The 19,441-nt window shown below is 54.5% G+C and carries 17 protein-coding genes and 2 tRNA genes; 15 read left to right on the top strand and 4 right to left on the bottom strand.

The window, feature by feature from the left end:
* Nucleotides 1–366 precede the first annotated feature (366 nt).
* From BLU64_RS09440 to BLU64_RS09410, 7 genes are all read left to right on the top strand, one after another.
* Nucleotides 367–1,014, top strand: coding sequence for a TetR/AcrR family transcriptional regulator (locus BLU64_RS09440; protein ID WP_051625554.1), 648 nt, complete (start codon nt 367–369; stop codon nt 1,012–1,014).
* A gap of 9 nt (nt 1,015–1,023) precedes the next feature.
* Entirely contained in the window at nt 1,024–1,701 is a 678-nt protein-coding gene (locus BLU64_RS09435; protein WP_026743289.1) for a type 1 glutamine amidotransferase domain-containing protein, read from the top strand.
* Between the two features lie 26 nt (nt 1,702–1,727).
* Entirely contained in the window at nt 1,728–3,146 is a 1,419-nt protein-coding gene (locus BLU64_RS09430) for a coniferyl aldehyde dehydrogenase (protein ID WP_026743290.1), read from the top strand.
* A gap of 336 nt (nt 3,147–3,482) precedes the next feature.
* Nucleotides 3,483–4,412, top strand: coding sequence for an LpxL/LpxP family Kdo(2)-lipid IV(A) lauroyl/palmitoleoyl acyltransferase (gene lpxL / locus BLU64_RS09425; protein ID WP_026743291.1), 930 nt, complete (start codon nt 3,483–3,485; stop codon nt 4,410–4,412).
* A gap of 251 nt (nt 4,413–4,663) precedes the next feature.
* The gene (locus BLU64_RS09420; protein ID WP_074728476.1) at nt 4,664–6,196 is read left to right on the top strand and encodes an EAL domain-containing protein; all 1,533 of its coding nucleotides are present in this window, start codon (nt 4,664–4,666) and stop codon (nt 6,194–6,196) included.
* 318 nt (nt 6,197–6,514) lie between these two features.
* Entirely contained in the window at nt 6,515–6,931 is a 417-nt protein-coding gene (locus BLU64_RS09415) for a putative periplasmic lipoprotein (RefSeq protein WP_026743292.1), read from the top strand.
* A gap of 170 nt (nt 6,932–7,101) precedes the next feature.
* Entirely contained in the window at nt 7,102–7,431 is a 330-nt protein-coding gene (locus BLU64_RS09410; RefSeq protein ID WP_235195106.1) for a hypothetical protein, read from the top strand.
* 130 nt (nt 7,432–7,561) lie between these two features.
* Here the strand turns inward: BLU64_RS09410 and BLU64_RS09405 are convergent.
* Nucleotides 7,562–7,651: transfer RNA gene (locus tag BLU64_RS09405), tRNA-Ser, on the bottom strand.
* Nucleotides 7,652–7,742: 91 nt separating this feature from the next.
* On the opposite strand from BLU64_RS09405, the gene mtfA reads away from it, so the two are divergent.
* Together mtfA and BLU64_RS09395 are read left to right on the top strand one after the other, a co-directional pair.
* On the top strand, nt 7,743–8,537 hold the full coding sequence (gene mtfA, locus BLU64_RS09400; protein ID WP_074728474.1) for a DgsA anti-repressor MtfA: 795 nt from the start codon (nt 7,743–7,745) through the stop codon (nt 8,535–8,537).
* A 107-nt stretch (nt 8,538–8,644) separates the two neighbouring features.
* Nucleotides 8,645–8,720 (top strand) — tRNA-Asn (locus BLU64_RS09395).
* A gap of 174 nt (nt 8,721–8,894) precedes the next feature.
* On the opposite strand, the gene BLU64_RS09390 is transcribed toward BLU64_RS09395, so the two are convergent.
* Nucleotides 8,895–9,113, bottom strand: coding sequence for a hypothetical protein (locus tag BLU64_RS09390; protein ID WP_026743295.1), 219 nt, complete (start codon nt 9,111–9,113; stop codon nt 8,895–8,897).
* A gap of 1,109 nt (nt 9,114–10,222) precedes the next feature.
* On the opposite strand from BLU64_RS09390, the gene BLU64_RS09385 reads away from it, so the two are divergent.
* Nucleotides 10,223–11,917 carry a thiamine pyrophosphate-binding protein gene (locus tag BLU64_RS09385; protein ID WP_071999790.1) on the top strand — a complete coding sequence of 565 codons (1,695 nt, stop codon included), beginning with the start codon at nt 10,223–10,225 and terminating at the stop codon, nt 11,915–11,917.
* A gap of 292 nt (nt 11,918–12,209) precedes the next feature.
* Here the strand turns inward: BLU64_RS09385 and BLU64_RS09380 are convergent, their stop codons facing one another.
* The gene (locus BLU64_RS09380) at nt 12,210–13,805 is read right to left on the bottom strand and encodes an alpha-N-arabinofuranosidase (RefSeq protein ID WP_074728472.1); all 1,596 of its coding nucleotides are present in this window, start codon (nt 13,803–13,805) and stop codon (nt 12,210–12,212) included.
* Nucleotides 13,806–13,995: 190 nt separating this feature from the next.
* The gene (locus BLU64_RS09375) at nt 13,996–14,910 is read right to left on the bottom strand and encodes a LysR family transcriptional regulator (RefSeq protein WP_026743298.1); all 915 of its coding nucleotides are present in this window, start codon (nt 14,908–14,910) and stop codon (nt 13,996–13,998) included.
* 171 nt (nt 14,911–15,081) lie between these two features.
* On the opposite strand from BLU64_RS09375, the gene BLU64_RS09370 reads away from it, so the two are divergent.
* The 5 genes from BLU64_RS09370 to BLU64_RS09350 are packed head-to-tail and all read left to right on the top strand — an operon-like array spanning nt 15,082 to nt 19,428.
* A complete protein-coding gene (locus BLU64_RS09370; protein WP_026743299.1) occupies nt 15,082–15,858 on the top strand; it encodes a 5-oxoprolinase subunit PxpA in 777 nt (258 codons plus the stop codon).
* 29 nt (nt 15,859–15,887) lie between these two features.
* The gene (locus BLU64_RS09365; protein WP_026743300.1) at nt 15,888–16,136 is read left to right on the top strand and encodes an acetyl-CoA carboxylase; all 249 of its coding nucleotides are present in this window, start codon (nt 15,888–15,890) and stop codon (nt 16,134–16,136) included.
* Nucleotides 16,137–16,189: 53 nt separating this feature from the next.
* Nucleotides 16,190–17,569 (top strand): acetyl-CoA carboxylase biotin carboxylase subunit, encoded by a 1,380-nt coding sequence (locus BLU64_RS09360; RefSeq protein WP_139171495.1) that lies wholly within the window; start codon nt 16,190–16,192, stop codon nt 17,567–17,569.
* A 1-nt stretch (nt 17,570) separates the two neighbouring features.
* The gene (locus tag BLU64_RS09355) at nt 17,571–18,452 is read left to right on the top strand and encodes a 5-oxoprolinase subunit B family protein (protein ID WP_074728468.1); all 882 of its coding nucleotides are present in this window, start codon (nt 17,571–17,573) and stop codon (nt 18,450–18,452) included.
* Complete coding sequence (locus BLU64_RS09350; RefSeq protein ID WP_074728466.1) at nt 18,442–19,428, top strand: 5-oxoprolinase subunit C family protein; 987 nt, start codon at nt 18,442–18,444, stop codon at nt 19,426–19,428. The genes BLU64_RS09355 and BLU64_RS09350 overlap by 11 nt, the downstream gene beginning before the upstream one ends.
* The last annotated feature ends 13 nt before the right edge of the window (nt 19,429–19,441 follow it).

The following is a 19,441-nucleotide window of genomic DNA, read 5'->3' as shown; positions in this document are numbered from 1 at the left end:
GCCCGAAGCCCGAAGCCCGAAGCCCGAAGCCCGAAGCCCGAAGCCCGAAGCCCGAAGCCCGAAGCCCGAAGCCCGAAGCCCGAAGCCCGAAGCCCAAAGCCCAAAGCCCAAAGCCCAAAGCCCAAAGCCCAAAGCCCAAAGCCCAAAGCCCAAAGCCCAAAGCCCAAAGCCCAAAGCCCAAAGCCTATTTGCTCCTTGCCCTTTGCCATCATCTGGCGTTGCCCACCTATCTTCCGCGGTACTCCGCCTGTGTTCAGAAACCTAACGCGTATAGCCGGCAGGCGCTTTGTCCGCTGGTATCCGCCCCTCTCAGTTCACTTCCACTCATCACTAGACGACCGGTCTATTTAATGTTAACTTAGTGTTATGACTTCGATAAGCAAGACGAAACAGACCCGTCAACAAATCCTCGATACCGGCCGTTTATTGGTGTTGCGTCAGGGTTTTGTCGGCGTCGGCCTCAAAGCGATTCTGGATGCCTGCCACGTGCCTAAGGGATCGTTCTATCACTACTTTGCTTCCAAAGAGCAGTTCGGTTGCGAATTGCTCGCGGATTATGTCAATGAATATCAGCAGCGTCTGGATACGCTGCTCAGCGCAGAGTCGGGAAGCGGTCGCGAGCGATTAATGCGTTACTGGACCGCGTGGATAGACGATCCGCTGCTGGGCGGCTGGGCTGAACACTGCCTGGTGGTCAAGCTGGCTGCGGAGGTCGCCGATCTCTCCGAAGCTATGCGGCGGACATTGTGCGACGGCGTGTCACACCTGGTGGCGCGTATCGCCGAGACGGTGGGCGAGGGGCAAGCGGATGGTTCGTTACGATTGTCCCTGCCGCCTGCGGAAACTGCGCAAACGCTGTATCAGCTGTGGCTGGGCGCCGCGCTATTGTCCAAGCTGGGCAAGGATAAAGCGCCGTTGTACCAGGCATTGATAACTACCGAATTATTACTTCCCCCCGCAGGGGGCCTTAAGGACGCCGAAAAGGTTAGCGGCGTATCTTTATCCTCTTTTTAGGAGTCTTGTATGAACATTCTGATGGTATTAACGTCGCACGATCGCCTTGGTAATACCGGCAAGAAAACGGGTTTCTGGTTGGAAGAGTTTGCGGCCCCTTACTACGTCTTCAAGGATGCGGGTGCGGCAATCACATTGGCGTCCCCACAGGGCGGGCAGCCGCCGCTGGATCCGGTCAGCGACGCACCGGAAGCGCAGACTGCCGCGACAGAACGTTTTAGGCAGGATACGGACGCTCAGAACGCGCTGAGCTGTACGGCGAAACTGGCTGAAGTCAATGTGGCCGACTTCGACGCGGTGTTCTATCCCGGCGGACATGGGCCTCTGTGGGATCTGGCGGAAAGTGCCGACTCCATCTCGCTGCTTGAAGCGTTCGACCGTGCAGGGAAACCGCTGGGGCTGGTCTGCCATGCGCCTGGCGCGTTGCGTCACGTTCGCAGTGCCGACGGCGAACCGCTGATCAAAGGCCGCAAAGTAACCGGATTCTCGAATAGCGAAGAAGCCGCGGTACAGCTGACTGAGGTGGTTCCGTTCCTGATTGAAGACGAATTTAAGCAGTTGGGCGGGCGCTATGAAAAAGGCGCCGACTGGCAGCCCCATATTGTCACCGACGGCCTCCTGACCACGGGCCAAAACCCGGCGAGTTCAGAAGGGGTCGCCCAGGCTTTGCTCAAGCAGCTGGCCTAACCCGCATTTTTATTTCGGAGTGAATCATGAGTTCTTCATTAACTGCGGCCTCTCTGGCCGCCACCGTCGCAGACATGAAACGTGCGCACGTGCAGGACGGGCCTGCCAGTAGTGAATTGCGCCGCGACCGTATTGAGCGCGCCATTCAGTTGCTGACTCGCCATCATCAGGAGCTGGAAGCGGCGGTTCGCGCCGACTACGGCCACCGTAGCCCTTATCAGACCGTCATGGCGGATATTCTGGGAACCGTGAACTCGCTGAACTACGCCCGCGAAAATCTGGCTCAGTGGATGCAGCCTGACGAACAACCCGCGCCGGGGCCGGGTATGCACGCGCGCGTGCAATATCAACCGCTTGGGGTGGTCGGCATTATCAGTCCGTGGAACTTTCCGCTGAATCTGGCGTTTCGTCCGCTGGCGGGCGTCCTTGCCGCCGGTAACCGTGCGTTGATCAAGCCTTCTGAGCTAACGCCGCGCACGGCTGAACGGCTGGCGGACTTGGTCGCGCGTTACTTCGACCCGCTGGAAGTGACGACCGTGCTGGGTGATGCGGACGTCGGCAAGGCGTTTAGCGCGCAGGCCTTTGATCACCTGATCTTCACCGGCAGCACCAGCGTCGGCCGTCACGTCATGCGAGCGGCCGCGGAGAATCTGGTGCCTGTGACGCTGGAACTGGGCGGAAAGTCACCGGTGATGGTCGATACCGATGCCGATATCCAGACGGCGGCCGAGCGCGTGATGACGGTCAAGACGTTTAACGCCGGACAGATCTGCATGTCGCCGGACTATGTGCTGCTGCCAGAGTCCGCTCGCGATGCATTTGTGACGCATGCGCGTGCCTTTATCGCTGAAACGTTCCCAACGTTGTCGGATAACCCCGATTACACCGGCATCATCAGCGATCGTCACTTTCAGCGGTTGCAGCAGCTGCTGGCCGATGCGCGTGAAAAAGGGGCCACGATCATCGAACTTTCCGCTGAAGGTGAATCGGGCGTCGCACTTCCGCAGCGTAAGCTGCCGCCAACGGTAGTGTTAAACGTGACTGACGATATGTTGGTTATGCAGGAAGAAATTTTCGGACCGATTCTACCGTTGAAAACCTACGTTAATCCGGAAGAAGCTGTTGCCTATATCAACGCGCATCCGCGTCCGTTGGCGGCCTATTACTTTGGTCAGGACCCGGTGCGTCAGCGTGAATTCAGCGAGCGCACGACGTCCGGCGCATTGGTGGTGAACGACATCATGACGCAGGCCACAATCGAAAGCGTGCCGTTCGGCGGCGTGGGCGCGTCCGGCATGGGCGCCTATCATGGCATCTACGGCTTCCGCCGCTTTAGTCATGCCAAAGCGGTGGTGGTGCAGAGCCACGGCGGCGAATACAATCTGCGGATGCGCGCGCCTTATGGTCCGAAAATGGCGGAGCTTGAATCCGTACTAAAACCTTAATCGCCCGAACCGCCTTCCTTGGGCCGTGGATTTCCTGCGGCCCACATTCTCTCCTGTCCTTACGTTAATCACTCAGCAACGTGGGGTCGTGACCTAAGCTGAGCTTTCTACCGCGCAGAACAACTCCGCGCGTGTTTTCCCTTCTGCCACCACGGCTTATTTGACCGTTGTATGAAATGTGTCGTTGCGCGCATTCAGCTCGGAATTAACATCTTGCAGGACTGTCAAAACATTCGATGATGCAACGCGATGGTTCTGTACCGAGAGGTCCGAGTTGTTGGAGCCACCGATATTCAATGATGTTGTCATGTTCTGATCGTGAAGGATATAGCGTTTATGGTGACCCGCTCTAGACTGCCCTTTTTCGTCCGTTACGCGCACCCCAGACATTGGCCGCTGTGGTTTGGTCTGGCGGTGTTGTATCTGCTGGTGCTATTGCCTTATCCCCTGCTGGTGCGTCTTGGCGACTGGTTGGGGCGGCGTTCTATGCGTTTTTTGAAACGACGGGTCAGCATTGCCCGGCGTAACCTTGAACTGTGTTTTCCTGACATTGACGAGCGCCAGAAACAAATCAAATTGACCGAGCATTTTTCGTCGCTCGGCATTGCGCTGCTGGAAACCGGGATGGCCTGGTTTTGGCCGGATAAACGCATAAAAAAATGGTTCGACATCATCGGACTGGAGCATTTGTATAACACGCAGGATCCGCACAAAGGCGTCATGGTGATCGGCGTACATTTCATGACGCTGGAGCTGCATTTCCGTATTCTCGGCCTCTGTAAACCGATGATGGTTATGTACCGTCCGCACAACAGCGCCATTCTGGAACGAGTGCAGAAGTGGGGGCGGTCCCGGTCGGGCAATGTGCTGGTGAACCGCAAAAATCTGATCAGCATGGTACACACGCTCAAACGCGGTGGCACGGTGTGGTTCGCGCCAGATCAGGATAACGGGCCGAAAGGCAGCGTATTCGTCCCGTTTTTTGGCGTAGAGAAGGCGGCGACCTCAAACGGCACTTTCACCATCGCGCGTCTGGCTCAGCCCAAACTGGTGACCGCCGTCGTCATTCGTAAACCGGCGGGGCAGGGGTATCAGCTAGTCGTTTCCCCGGCGCTCGAGCACTATCCCTATGACGATAGCCTGGCCGCCGCGGCCTATATCAATCGGGCTATAGAACGTGAAATCATGAAGGCGCCGGAGCAATATCTTTGGCTGCATCGGCGTTTCAAAACGCGTCCGGCGGGCGAGCCATCGCTGTATCTCTAGTCTGAAGCATGCGAGGCATCGGCTGCCTCGCGTCACTCCCCCTGTCCTGATAAGTATATCGGCTGTGACGTTTGATCACGTTTGGTCAATATGTCGTGAAGATATGCGGTGAAATTGGAAATTTCCCGTAAATACGCGACATCAACAGTGATATTCGCGGGATTGATTTAAAGATATATCAATAAACTTCCATGAAGTGATGCCGATTAAAGGGCGACGAGTTGGGATTTATCAAGGCCGGGGAAGTCAACATGAAGTCAATCAATAAAATGATACTAGCGATGGTTGTCGCTGGGATTATGGGGGGGATATTGATTTTGTTGCTCCTGAGCCAGCGGGTGATAGCAAAAAACGATCAAAAAAAATTGCAAGATTTTGCCGAAGCCATAATGAAGCGTTCCGATGACGTCGTCACGGAATCCAATACCGCGATCAATGAAGCCTACGCATTGAAGTATCCTCTCTGCTCTGAAGATGATTTATTTCAGCTTCGCTACATGGTTTATAAATACCGCTATATTATCGACCTCGGCCGAATACAGAACGGCGAATTGTTATGTACCGCCGGGCGAGGCGTGCTGTCAACGCCCATCACGCTACCTGAAACAGACGTTCAAAAAATGGACGGCACCCAGCTTTGGACCGCCGTAAGAGGCCTCTTTGATCCCCGCATTCAGACAGATATCGCCAGCCGCAAAAACGTGGTGGTATTCACATCGCCCGATGCCTTTCGTAGCTTTTCTTATCCCCTGAAAGGTTACGGCGCGGTGTTAACGTCGGCGGACGATAGCCACGTGTTTCAGACTTTTGGCAATAAAAGCGTGACGCCGACCCGCTATGAAAGCTCCTGGCTCGCTCAATATCGCCAGTCTTACCTGTGCAGTAAACTGTATGAAATCTGTATTCATGCGCGGCTGAGCGCCTCCGGCGTATTACAGATGCCTGCCTATATGATCTCGGCTATCTCGTTGTTGGGCGCTATATTAGGCGGCTCGCTGACGCTGGTTATTTTTCTGTTGCTCGACATTAATCGTTCTATGACCAAACAGCTGCGTCTGGCCGTCAGCCGTAAAAAGCTTCATGTGAATTACCAGCCGATCATTTATCTTAATGATGAAAAAATTATCGGCGTCGAAGCACTGGCCCGGTGGACAAATAAACAGGGGCAGCTCGTGTCTCCCGACGTCTTTATCCCCATAGCGGAAAAACAAGGAATTATCGGTGATATCACGCGGCATATCACCCAGCGCTCGATTGCCGAGATGCAAAGCGTTTTATTAAGTAACCCGGAGTTTTACCTCAGCATCAATCTGGATATCTCCGACGTTCTGGACACCGATTATCAGACGTACCTGAATGAGCAGGTCGCGCATTTTGGTGTGACGCCGAAACAAATTATTCTGGAGATCACGGAGCGTTCGACGGCCAATTATGCGACGCTGGCGAAAAGGTTATCAGAGCTGCGTGCGCAGGGATATCGTATTGCCATCGACGATTTCGGTACGGGTTACTCTAATTTTTCGTATCTCTCCAGCCTGCCGTTTGATGCCTTGAAGATCGACCGAATGTTTACCGAAGCCATCGGCACCGACTCCGTCAACGCCCGCATGGTGGATTTACTGTTTACGATGACGTCGATGCTGAAGACCTGCGTCATTGTCGAAGGGATTGAAACGGCCGAACAGGCCGCCTATGTCAAAGAACATTGCCAGGACGCCGTGGGACAAGGTTGGTACTATGGACGACCTATGAGCGCGACAAGGCTAAAAGCGTTACTGTTATAATGCGGCGGCCGGGATGAATTCGTTACTGTATTCAATGCAAACGTCGATGCGGTAAAACAATGAGCGATTCAGGCGGAATAAGAGGAATTAACGGTGCTGTAAGAAAACGCAATGGCGATAAATTGCGCAAATTATCATAGTGAACTCTTTGTGAAATATGATCATGGCTGGATTCATATCGCAATAATTATTTTCCACTCCCTCCGCCATTGTGAATAAATATCAGTGACGCTTTAGGATGACTCGCCATGAAATATTTGGTAATATTTTTTAGCCAACACAGGCTAAATATAAAACCAGTTAAAGAGTCATTCGCAAATGAAAAAATTAGCAGTCTTTGCTTTATCTGCAGCAATATTACTTTCTGGATGCGCAACTATCGTTGGAGAACGATCTCAGGTGGTCAACGTTGATAGTCATCCCACTGGCGCAAAATTCTCGATACAGGATGAAACCGGGCAAGTCGTCGTCACCGGTAATACGCCTCAAAACGTAGTTCTGGATAAATCTAACGGACATTATTTTGGTGGGAAAAACTACCTAATTACATTCACAAAAGAAAGTTATCAGCCGCTGACGTTGCCTGTTCGATCATCTGCGAACGGATGGTATATCGGCGGGAACCTGTTATTTGGCGGTCTTATCGGCTACTTGCTGGTGGATCCTTTCAACGGCGGTATGTATACGCTTCACCCCAAAGCCGCCAATGCCCAGTTAACACCTCAAGCGCAATAAAGTCTTTTTGCACTCTTGCGATAGGCTTCAATAATAAATCCTTAATAAGAGCAGCGCATGAACTGCTCTCCATCTATGTTGGGTAAATGATAATGAAAAAACTATTTTTTCTATTTTTCGTATTAATATTGAGTGGATGTTCCAGACCGCATGGCCCTGCAGAATATATATTGGATCAAACCATCATCACGCCAAATAATCAGGTCAAGCAGACCAAAGTGACCGTGACTCGAAATAAACAGTTTATCGGTAGCGGGAGTGGCGGTCACTGTAAGTTCGTGGTCGCGGTTGATGGCAAAGAAATTGCGTTGTTAAGACAAAATCAGTACGTCACCGCCTATCTGAATAACGGCCTGCACAAACTGAGAGTGAGTAACGAGTGCACAGTAGCGTCAATGGGTATGAGACGGACCGTGGATGTGCTTGCCGACGGCACCGAGCAGGAATATCTGACGGAAGTCGGTATCTGGGGCCAGTACCGGCTGTGGCGTACGCAGTAACTGCGATTAACCAAGCCTTGATAAGCAGAAAGAGCCGGCGTAGCTTCGTTAGAGACGATGCGCCGGTTTTTTCGGACTAACTCCGCGGGATTTTTATCACAGAAAGGGATTGGGATAACTGCTTGAATGATGGCGGAGAGAGAGGGATTTGAACCCTCGGAGGGATGACTCCCTCAACGGTTTTCGAGACCGTCCCGTTCAGCCGCTCCGGCATCTCTCCACGGAGGGCGACTATGATGCCCGTTTTCGGCGCATTTTAACAGCCCTATCCACGTCTTTAGACCTAAGTGACGACATAGCGAGCAATATGCATGAAGTGGCACTGGAAAACCTCATCGCCTTCGCCTGAAGAGGGGGCCGCGTGGCAGCCAGCACTGTCTATCCCACTGCTGGCGCCGCTGGACGAACGCGAGCGGCGCCAGCTGGTCAACCTCGCGCAGCAGTTTCTGCGGCGAAAGCGACTGGTGCCCTTGCAGCATTTTGAGTTGGATGCGTTGATGCGGCAACGCATCGCGCTTTTGTTTTGCCTCCCCGTGATGGAGCTAGGCATCCATTGGCTCGACAGCTTTCATGACGTCCTTATCTATCCTTCGCCGTTCATCGTGACGGACGAATGGGAGGACGATATTGGCCTGGTCCACTCGGGGGAGAGCGTCCAGTCTGGTCAAAGTTGGGAGCAGGGGCCGATCGTGCTCAACGGACAGGATATCCAGGACTCCTTCGATCTGTCGGGATTCAATCTGGTGATCCATGAAGTCGCGCATAAGCTGGATCTGCGTGGCGGACGTGAAGTCAGCGGCGTTCCACCGCTTCCGCTGCGTGAAATAGCGCGGTGGGAGCAGGCGCTCCATGGGGCGATGAGCGAACTACTGGAGGAGATTGACCTGGTGGGAGAAGAGGGGGCTAGTATGGATCCCTATGCTGCGACCGATCCCGCGGAGTGTTTCGCCGTGCTGTCCGAGTATTTTTTTAGCGCGCCCGAACTGCTCTATGAGCGTTTTCCCGTGGTCTATGACGTGTTCACGCGGTTCTACCGACAGACGCCACTGGAGCGTCTACAGCGCTGGCGAAAAGGAGCTAAAGCCGCCTCATCGCATAACTATTGAGCATAAAAACGCGGAATTGAACAGAGGCTAATCAGTTGGGATATAAACGCGATTTTGGCGTTGACAGCCCAGAGTGACCCAGATACTATGCGCCCCGTTCACACGATTCCTCTGTAGTTCAGTCGGTAGAACGGCGGACTGTTAATCCGTATGTCACTGGTTCGAGTCCAGTCAGAGGAGCCATATTGAGAAAAGCCCGCTTAAGGAAACTTAAGCGGGCTTTTTGCATTACATCAGGCGATGTTTCTTCCCTCGGCCTGGCAGGCTTTTAAAACGGTTCCCTGTTCGACCGGGGTTAAGTAGCGGCCTGTTTCAGTATTCATCTGTTTCCATGAAAAATATAGTTAAAATAGAGGGTTAGACGCTCTTCGCCGCCGCATCCTTCTCGGTGCACCCCATGTAGTAAATATCATTGTTCACCAGACGCGTTAATGAACAGTTTTTGGTTTTCACGCTGATGGCAGCGTCAAACGTAAACTTCTGGACCCGAGGACCGGTGATGTCCGTTTCGCTGCCTTCATACTCTCGCATACTCTTGAATGTTGCTGTGGTGACTTTTTCTAAGAAGATATTCATGGATTCAGAGAAGCCGTCCTGGACTGCTCCCGCCCCGGTAAAGGAACCTGCCCTGGATTGCTGCCCCTATATCCCGGTTTCGCGCGCCGTCACACCACGCCAATAATGCCGATGTTTACTGCAATCTCGTCGGTGAGCATGGGCAACTCAGTCATCAACATCTTTTTTTTTTAAGCGACGGCGTCGGTATAACCTACGTCTGGGGTTGATGAGCCAGTGCGCATATAAAACGTCCTTTTTGTGGAAACTTTGTCGTATTTTGAGGGCGAATTTGCCAATATTTAGAACCTTTAAATCCCACCTTTCGGTGCTTTTCACCTCTGCCCAGTCTGGGCTAAACCCAGTTTTTTCACCGACAGACGTCAGCCTTGATGCGTGCGCATTCTCATCGCGCTTCGCTTCTTTGGGGCGGTCGTCTGAATCAAGGCGTGATGTCCTCAGAGGGGCTAAATAGGCGATCGACCACGTCAATCAACCTCAATACTGTCGCAGAGCCACATGATCGAGGTTTCAACACGGAGCCATCTGTATGACTAAGCTCCTTTTTCTGTAGATGTTGCCCGGGCAGGAGTGAGTGAATCAGAAAAATAGAAGTATTAGGCTTGGGCTATCGGGGACAACGAATAATTCTCCGCCTGTTTCATTTTTTTGATTGCGGAATGTTTCAATGCCTAAGCATTTTACGAAAGGTTTTCGCTAATAATGAGTAATTATAATTAAGCCATGATTTTATGTTCTCTTTAGACTTGAATGATTAGGGCATAGATATATATATTGAGGACTCCTGTTTTTGACTCATTTGTATATTCGCCTTTATGAGATTTTGGGTGGATTAGACCATGAGTTTCAGCCGGTTATTTTTGTTGCATTGTTTTCTCGCTTAAAATTAAGTTATCTGGTTTCTTAATGACAAGAAAAAACGACAACATTAATGAGATTATTGAAAACAAGGAGGAATTCAGCGATCTCCCGATCGTCGTCAGCATTTATTACCTATCCTCGCGTATTGGCGACGGATGAGCGGTAATAAATAAAGTGCGCCTCGCCTAATTATTTTTTTTGAAATATATTCTGTAATGTTTAAATTATGCGACAAATGAGGATCGTCTATGGAAGGAAAATCACAGAAGACAGTGGCGGAAATCCTGGTCAGACATTTAGAGACTGTCGGGGTGGATGTCGCCTTCGGTGTTTCAGGGGCTTATATATCCCCCGTATGGAAGGCTCTGTCAGAGTCATCGATCAGAACCATTCATTGCCGACATGAAACTGGCGCGACGTTTTGTGCTTCTGAATACAGCTTGTATCATCACAAGCCTGCCGCCGTCTTCACCACCGCGGGACCGGGTATCACCAACGCATTAACGGCAGCGCGAACGGCAAAGCTTGATGGCGCTAAAGTAATATTCATCGCCCCGATTACCACGGCGCAAAGTAATGGATTGTGGGGGTTGCAGCAAACGACGGTAGAGGATGTCTTTGCCCTGCAAGGAGAAGGGATTTCGGGATACTTCGATCGTGTCGTGTGTATCGATGAAAAAGCAAAATTGAGTGAAGCGATTGACGCCATCAATCATTTCAACGTTTCTCAGGGCCATGTACTTGGAATCTTCATTCTTCCCAATATTCAGAAGTCAGATATTGCAGAAGAGGAATACAACAAAAAATCATCCTATACGCCCCCACCGGTCGTTCGCCAAGATACGGGCGCTCTGGCCGCGCATCAGCAAAAAATAGCAGAAGTTTTGGCTGCGGGCGATGCCATTATCTGGAATGGCTTTGGATGTCTCGACGCGTCGGATGTATTAACGCGACTCGCCATTGAAACCCAGACGGCGGTTATGTCTACGCCTCGTGGTAAAGGTATCTTCCCTGAAAACCATCCGTTATACCTGGGCTCCACCGGTTTAGGTTGCGATGAGCCAGCACTTCTTTCTGCCATTAATCAGCTGTCGTTAAAATCAATGGTTATTTTGGGAACGCGGTTGGGGGAATCCAGCGCGCATTATCTCCAAAATAAAATAAAAGGGATTAAAGTCTTTTATGTCAGCCTGGAAAATGCGGATATTAAAAATAACCTGCCTCCAGAAACTGAAGTTATCCATGCCGAACTGACAACCTTTCTACAGGGCGTCTACGAGAAAATAAAAACGCTGCCTCTTGCTCATCGGTCAACCGCTCTTCACCCGCTTGAATCATCTCAACGTGAAGTCCCGGTCAAGAGCAACGATGGCGTGGTCAGTCCAGTCGATGTCATGGCCGCCATTCAAAAAGTAGCGATTGATGAACACGACTGTCTGGTGGCGTCCGATGCCGGCAACTCGCACGTTTGGGCAAACCGATATTTGCAGTTTCAAAAGCCCAATCGTTATCGGGTCAATTCCGCGTTGGGAACCATGGGGCATTATGCCTGCGGCATTGTCGGGCTGGCGATGTCGGGGAAAGTCACCGTCGGCATCATCGGCGATGGTTCTATGCTGATGAATAACGAAATCAGTACCGCAGTGCATCACCGAGTCCCGGCGATTTGGGTGGTATTAAATGATGGCGGCTACAACATGTGCAGGCAGGGGTTGAACTCGGTTGGTTATCCGGCGCTGGATTGCGTGATTCCAAAGGTGGATTTCGCTATGTTCGCTCATGCGCTAGGGGCCAACGGTGTCAGTGTCACGAGTCGTGCCGAGTTGGAAAACTCGCTACGTACGGCGATCAACCAAGCGGTTCCCACGGTCATAGATGTCTGCATAGACAGGGACGTGCTGCCGCCGGTATTGGGACGACAAAACGCCGTCAAATCGCTGTAAATCAGTTATCACCGTGAAGTTAAGCATCAAGCCTGCGGATGTTCATCCCTGGGAGACGTAGACGAAGGTTTATTCACCACCTCTTTGCGAAGAGAAGGGCGTAAATCCAGGGCGAGAGGTCTCGCGGTTCTCTCTGAGGCGAGTTCAGGCGTTCATATTTACCCGCCTCGTGAGGACTCTCCGGGGGTGGCCGCTATCGTGCCCGAGGGCAGCCTATTACCGTATTCCTCGGTAATAGGCTTTCTTGGTTAGCGTCCTGTCTGCCGCGACGTCTCACTTCCTTGTTAACCTTCTATTCCAGACTGACCACCACCACGGATTTCGCGGGGATGGTGAGATTCAGTACCGACCCGTCGATTTTGCCGCCGTGAAAGACCTCGGGATGAATGGCTTCAGCCTGACCGGGGACGTTATGCGCATCCGACGCCGTGCTGGTCAGCACCTCTCCCGACACTGTTTTCACGTTCAGCGCCCCCAGTTTGATGGCCAGACCGTAGCCCGCGTGCTGGTTCATATTCGCGACGCCGATGTATATTTTGCCGTCTTTCCCTCTGGCGGCGGAGACATTAAAGGCCGGGAATGTGCGCCCGCCATAGGTCAGCTGAGGGGCTTTCACCGTTAACGGGATCGCGGTCGAATCCTGGAACGGCACATACATTTTGTAGGCATAGTAGGTTGGCGTTAACGCGATTTTATCGCCTGCTGTCAGGATCATCGCCTGGAGCACGTTAATGGTCTGCGCGATGTTGGTCATCCGCACGCGGTCGGTATACTGGTGAAAAATGTTGAAGTTGGCGGCCGCCAAAATGCCGTCCCGCAGCGTATTCTGCTGGAAAAGATGGCCGTGGTAGGTGCCCGGCTCGACGTTATACCAGGTACCCCATTCGTCGACGAACAGGCCGATGCGTTTTTCCGGATCGCGCTTATCCATGACGGCGATATGCTGGCGAAGAATGTCATCCATGCGTAGCGTCTGTTGGAAAATCGCATTCCACTGTTCATCGGGGAAACCGGTGGCGGACGCCTGATTGCGGTTCTTCCAGTCGCCGGTGAGCACGGTATAGAAGTGCAAAGAAATGGCGTCCAGATGCGCGCTGGCGTTTTTCATGACAACGTCGGTCCAGTTCGTGTCGTCATTATTCGCGCCGGACCCGACGCGCATTGCCGTATTGTCGTTATCGTTATGGAAGTTGGTGCCGTTTTTATGGAACAGTGCGCCAAAGCGGCGTAATTCGTTCGCATAGTATTCGGGCGTCATGTTGCCGCCGCAGCCCCAGCTTTCATTGCCAATGCCGATAAACGGCACGTCAAAGGGCGCGTCCCGACCGTTAGCGCGTCGTTCGTTGGCCAGGCTATCCCGGTCTTTGGACGTGAGATATTCGATCCATTCGCGCATCTCCGTCGGCGTGGACGAGGCTACATTGACGGAAATATACGCCTCCGCACCGATCTGCTCGGCGAAATCGAAGAACTCATGCGTGCCGAACGCATTGGTCTCCGGCGTGCCGCCCCACCAGTTATTCTTACGCACCGGGCGTTTGTCGCGGGGACCGATGCCGTCGCGCCAGTGATATTCATCTGCAAAGCAGCCCCCAGGCCAGCGAACCACCGGCACTTTGATGGCTTTCAGCGCGGCGACCACATCGTTTCTGATGCCGCGCGTATTGGGGATAGGCGAGTCGGGACCGACCCAGATACCATCATAAATGCCTCGTCCCAGATGCTCGGAAAACTGACCATAGATGTAGCGAGAAATCGGCGGCCCGGGATGGTCGGCCTGTAACGTGGCTTCTATTCGGCTATGGTCGGCGGCGGACGGCGAGCCGAACGGTAGGGCCAGCGCGGCCAGCGTGACGCTCATTATTCCTGTTAACCTGATTTTTTTCATAGACACCTCGGTGATGGCGCAAAAAAAAACCTGAACGGCCTCTGGTAAGAGCACCCTTCAGGTTTTGCCTGGCCGGCGGCCAGTGACAATCCAACGGAGATGGAGGAAGGCTACGTAAATTGCCGTGCCGCGGCTGTTAGACGGGTCACACTTCCGCCGTTTCCACAGGCGTGGCGACTTTGTACCGTGGTCAGCGGCGGTTCAAATTAAGCTGCGGCGTCAGAAAGGCGCTGCGGAACCACAGTCGGAAAGCGTTCATCGACGGAGTGAAGGTCGCGTCTTTACGCCACGCCAGCCCAACGTTCATGGGATGCAGATTGTCGGTCAGCGCACGGGTTTCGATCCTTTTACCTTCCAGCGACCACGGGCGATAGACCAGGTCGGACAGGATGGCGACGCCCAGCCCGTCGGCTACCATGCTGCGCACGGCTTCGACGGAGCTGGTCCGCAGCATCACGTTGGGACGCTGCCCGCTTTCTTCCCAGTAGCGCATCGCGCTATGGTCGGCTTCATCGACGGTCAGCATGATAAACGGCTCTTTGGCGACATCCGCGAGCGTGAGATGCGGTTTGTCGCACAGGGGATGACGGCTGGGCAGCCAAAGACGGCGCTCTGAATTAAACAGCGTTTCCGAGGTGATGCCCGGGAGCGTGAGGTTAGCGGTCAGCACCAACGCGATGTCCAGCGAGCCATCCAGCAGACCGCGCTCAATATCGATGCGCTCCCGCTCGTAGAGATTGATATTCAGATGGGGAAAGGCGGAAGAGAGCCGCTGCAAATGATAGGGAAGGAAATACCCCATCACCGTGTAGGAGGCGGCCAGATTCAACTGGCCGCAAATTTGGTCGTCCGTCGAAGGAATATGCAGCGCATCGTCCACGCTGCGCAGAATGGAGTAGGCATGGTGCAGAAAGTGGGTGCCGGTCTCCGTCAACGTCATGCCCCGCACCGAACGCCGGAACAGCGGCTTCCCCAACAGGCCTTCCAGCTCCTGAATGGCGCTGGTCACGCCCGATTGCGAGATATTCAGATGTATGGCGGCCTGTGATATTTGCCCCATTTCCGCCGTGGCGACGAAGTATCGAATCTGGCGTAGCGTCAACATGCTCTTCTCCGGTATGAGGGGCTGAAATCCGTCCGGCGTCGTCACCGGGATAGGGCTTCATTTAGCGATCTCTTTTTTCGATGGCTTGCTATCAGAAAATAATGCTATTCGTCTGTAAAAAACTTCCCCTATATTATTTTTAAATCAATGAGCTACCAATAATAAAATAGTATGACAAAACACATCGATTTAAATTCTGATATGGGCGAAGACTTCGGGTCCTGGGTAATTAACGGCAATATCGATCAAGAAATTATGTCTTTCATAAGTTCTGCCAATATTGCCGCCGGGTTTCATGCCGGCGATCCCACCGTGATGCGTAAAACCATCGAGATGGCGAAATATTACGGCGTCGCCATCGGCGCGCATCCCGGCTACCGCGATTTAATTGGGTTTGGCCGCCGAAATATTGCCATGCAACCGGATGAACTCGTTAACGATATCGTTTATCAGCTAGGCGCATTGCGGGAATTGGCGCGGTTATATCAGATGGAGTTACAGCATATAAAACCGCACGGCGCGCTCTATATGCATCTGGCTAAAGAGGAGGCCTCGGCGCAATGCTTTGTTGACGCGCTGCATCGCATTGCGCCGGATTTACTGCTGTATTGCATGCACGGCAGCGCCGTATGGCGAGTGGCCCAGGCATTGCAACACCCTGTTATCTGTGAGTTTTATGCGGATCGCGACTATGACCTGAGCGGATCTATCGTCTTTACCCGTCGGGTGGGCGCGCTGGACCCGGACGAGGTAGCGAAAAAGGTGCTGCGCGCGTGTCAAGACGGCGTCGTGCGTACCGTCGAGGGACAAGATATTCCTATCGTTTTCGAGTCGGTCTGCATGCATAGCGATACGCCGGGCGCGCAAACGTTGTTAAAGGCGACCTGCGAATTATTAAAGGCGTCGTCTATTGAAATTACAGCACCAGAAAAACAACGCGTGTTTTAAAAAATAATGCCGTATCAGGAGTGATTAATATGAAAAATGATGAAGTTTATTCTCCTTTGCCGGGGGTTTTTTACCGGCAACCTGCGCCCGAAATGCCGCCTTTTACGAAAGAGGGCGATGATGTTCAGGAAGATACGGTGATTGGCCTGATTGAAGTCATGAAACAATTTACCGAAATGGTGGCGGGACATTCAGGAAAATTAATTGAATTCAAAGTTGAAAGTGGTGATTCGGTCGAACCCGGACAGGTTATAGCCATTATTAAAAAGGATCGCTAAATAAAAGTTTTTATTATCGCTGAGCGTTTATTTCAATCACCGCGGAAGTGGAGATATTGATGCCGATAAATAAATTATTGATTGCCAACCGAGGGGAAATTGCCGTCAGGATCATTCGCGCCGCTCAGGCGCTGGGGATCCCAACGGTGGCGGCGTGCAGCGAGGCGGACGTTGCCTCGCTGCCGGCGCAACTGGCCGACGAATACCGCATCATCGGCGCGGCCAGGGCCGACCAGAGCTATCTGAATTCGCAGGCGGTGCTGCAAGCGGCGCGGGAGAGCGGCGCGGATGCCATCCATCCTGGGTATGGATTTTTGTCGGAAAACGCGGCGTTCGCCGCCGCCGTCGGTGAAGCCAGCATGATTTTCGTCGGGCCGACGGCGGCGGTGATCCGGTCGATGGGGGACAAGGCCGCCGCCCGTCGTACCGCGCAAGCGGCGGGCGTGCCGGTGGTGCCGGGATCGGAGCAGGATATCACCACGCTCGACGACGCATTGCAGGCCGCCGAGCGTATCGGCTATCCGTTGATGATCAAAGCAGCGGCAGGCGGGGGCGGGCGAGGCATTCGCATCGTGCCGTCAAAGGAAGCGCTGCAAGCCGCTTTTCCGCTGGCGCAGCAGGAAGCCAAGGCCGCCTTCGGCTCCGGCCGGGTCTATCTGGAGCTGTTTATCGAACACGCCCGCCACATTGAAGTCCAGATCCTCGGCGACGGCGAACGGGTGGTGCATCTGTTTGACCGGGAGTGCTCGCTGCAACGGCGGCGCCAGAAACTCTTCGAGGAAGCGCCGTCTCCCGCGTTGACCGACGCGCAGCGCCAGGCGCTGTGCGACAGCGCGGTGAAGCTGGCGCAGAGCCTGTCTTATCAGGGCGCGGGCACGCTGGAATATCTCTTCGATTCGGCCACCGGCCGCTTCTACTTCATTGAAATGAACACCCGCATTCAGGTTGAACACCCGGTGACGGAAATGGTCACGGGCGTCGATCTGGTGCAGTGGATGCTGCGTATCGCCGGGGGCGAAAAGCTGACTTTACGGCAGGAAGCGATCGCGTTGAACGGTTCGGCCTGCGAGATGCGCATTAATGCAGAAGATCCGGAACGCAATTTCTTCCCCTGTCCCGGCACGGTAACGGACGTCAATTGGCCGCAGGGCGCGGGCGTACGCGTCGAAAGCCATTTGTTCGCCGGCTATCGTATCCCGCCGTATTACGACTCGCTGGTGGCGAAACTGGTCATCCACGGCGAGGATCGCGCACAGGCTCTGTCCCGCGCGGCCGACGCGCTGGCGGAACTGCGCATCTCTGGTATCACCACCACCCAGTCGTTGCATCAATGGCTGCTGGCGGACGCGCGCCTGCAGGCGGCTGATTTTACCACGACGGCGCTGGAGCGCTGGCTGGCTGAACGGGCCGCCGCAGCCGCTCAGGAGGTATGACATGACGACAAAAGCCATTCGTTACAGCTTTGGTGGCGACGAACATTTATTTGCGGAAATCGACGAAGCCATGTCGCTCGACGCGTTCTTTCGCGGCTTGGCGATCACGCACGCGCTGGCGTCGCAGGCGCTGCCCGGCGTGCTGGATATCTGTCTGGCGAACGCGTCGTTTCAGGTGCGCTTCAATCCCGACATCATCGCGCCGGAGACCGTGCTGGAGCAGGTAAAAAACGCCGAGGCGCAGGCCACCACCGGCACCTCGCTGTCGACGCGCATCATCGAAATCCCGGTGCTTTACAATGACCCGTGGACGCACGAAACCCTGATGCGGTTTCGCGACCGTCACCAGGATCCGCAGGCGACCGATCTGGAGTATGCCGCCGCGATTAACGGCTATGCCGAGGTGGCGGATTTTATCGCCGCGCACAGCGGCACGCCGTGGTTTGTCTCGATGGTGGGGTTTGTGGCGGGGCTGCCCTTCATGTTTCAGATGGTGGAAGAAGCCAAACAGCTGGAAGTGCCTAAATATCTGCGGCCGCGCACCGACACGCCGCGCCAGTCACTCGGCCACGGCGGCTGCTTCGGCTGCATCTATTCGGTACGCGGCGCGGGCGGCTATCAGCTGTTCGGCGTTACGCCCGCGCCGATCTACGACCCGAGCCAGCGTCTCGACTATCTGCAAGCGTCGATGGTGTTTTTCCGCGCGGGCGATATCGTCCAGTTCCGGGCGATGGATCGCGCTGAATACGACCGCGCCGTAGCGGAGGTCGAGGCGGGGACGTTCAGCCTGCGCATCCGGCCGGTGACGTTCGAACTGGAAAAATTCAGCGCGGATGCCGCGCATTACACCCACTATCTGCGGGAGGTGCTGTATGCCGATTAAGGTTATCAAGCCCGGACTGGCGACCTCGGTACAGGATACCGGCCGCGAGGGGTACTACCACCTCGGCATACCGCCTTCGGGTGGGATGGACAACTATGCCTTGCGCATGGCCAACCTGCTGGTGGGCAACAATGAGTCTGCCGCCGTGCTGGAAATCACGTTGATCGGCCCGGAGCTGGCGTTTGGTAAAGCGGTTTTGGTGGCGGTCACGGGCGCGCGGATGACGCCTAGGTTGGACGGCGCGGAAATGCCGCTGGACACGGCTTTTCGAGTCAGTCCCGGTCAGGTGTTGACGTTTGATTTCGCCAAGGCGGGCTGCCGCAGCTACCTCGCCGTGGCGGGCGGCATCGACGTTCCGCTGGCGCTGGGTAGCCGCTCCACTTACACGCTGGGCGCGCTCGGTGGATGGGAAGGGCGACGGTTGCAGGAGGGCGACCGGTTGCCGATCGGCGCACCGACCGGCGTGGGAGCCGAAGGCGCGCAGGCGCCCGAAGCGTTGTGTCCGCGCTTCGAGAAGGCGGTCACGCTGCGGCTGGTTCGCGGCCTCTACATTCACCGCCTGACTGATGAAGCGGCGGCACAGTTTTTCGCCGATACCTGGCGGGTCGGCACGGAGGCGGACCGTATTGGCTATCGCCTGAAAGGCGGTAAACCGCTGGAGTACCTGCCGCGTACGCCGCCGTTCGGCGCAGGTTCCGACCCGTCCAATATCGTTGACGCCTGCTACCCCATCGGCTCGGTCCAGGTGCCGGGCGGGCTGGAGCCGATAATTTTGCTGCGCGACGCGGTTTCCGGCGGCGGTTATATGACGCTGGGAACGGTCATCAGCGCCGATCTGGATCGGGTGGCGCAGCTCCAGCCCCATCATCAGGTGCGATTCGTGCCGGTGTCGTTGGAAGAGGCGCTCTCCGCCCGGCGGCAGTATCAGCAGCGGCTGGCGCAGTTAAGAGACTGGATTGGCCTTCAGACGGTCTGATCCCGCCCGGCGG

The sequence above is a fragment of the Lonsdalea quercina genome, assembly GCF_900107885.1.
Taxonomy (GTDB): domain Bacteria; phylum Pseudomonadota; class Gammaproteobacteria; order Enterobacterales; family Enterobacteriaceae; genus Lonsdalea; species Lonsdalea quercina.
Note: the sequence above shows the minus strand (reverse complement) of the source record. Positions and strands in the feature narration are given on the sequence as shown.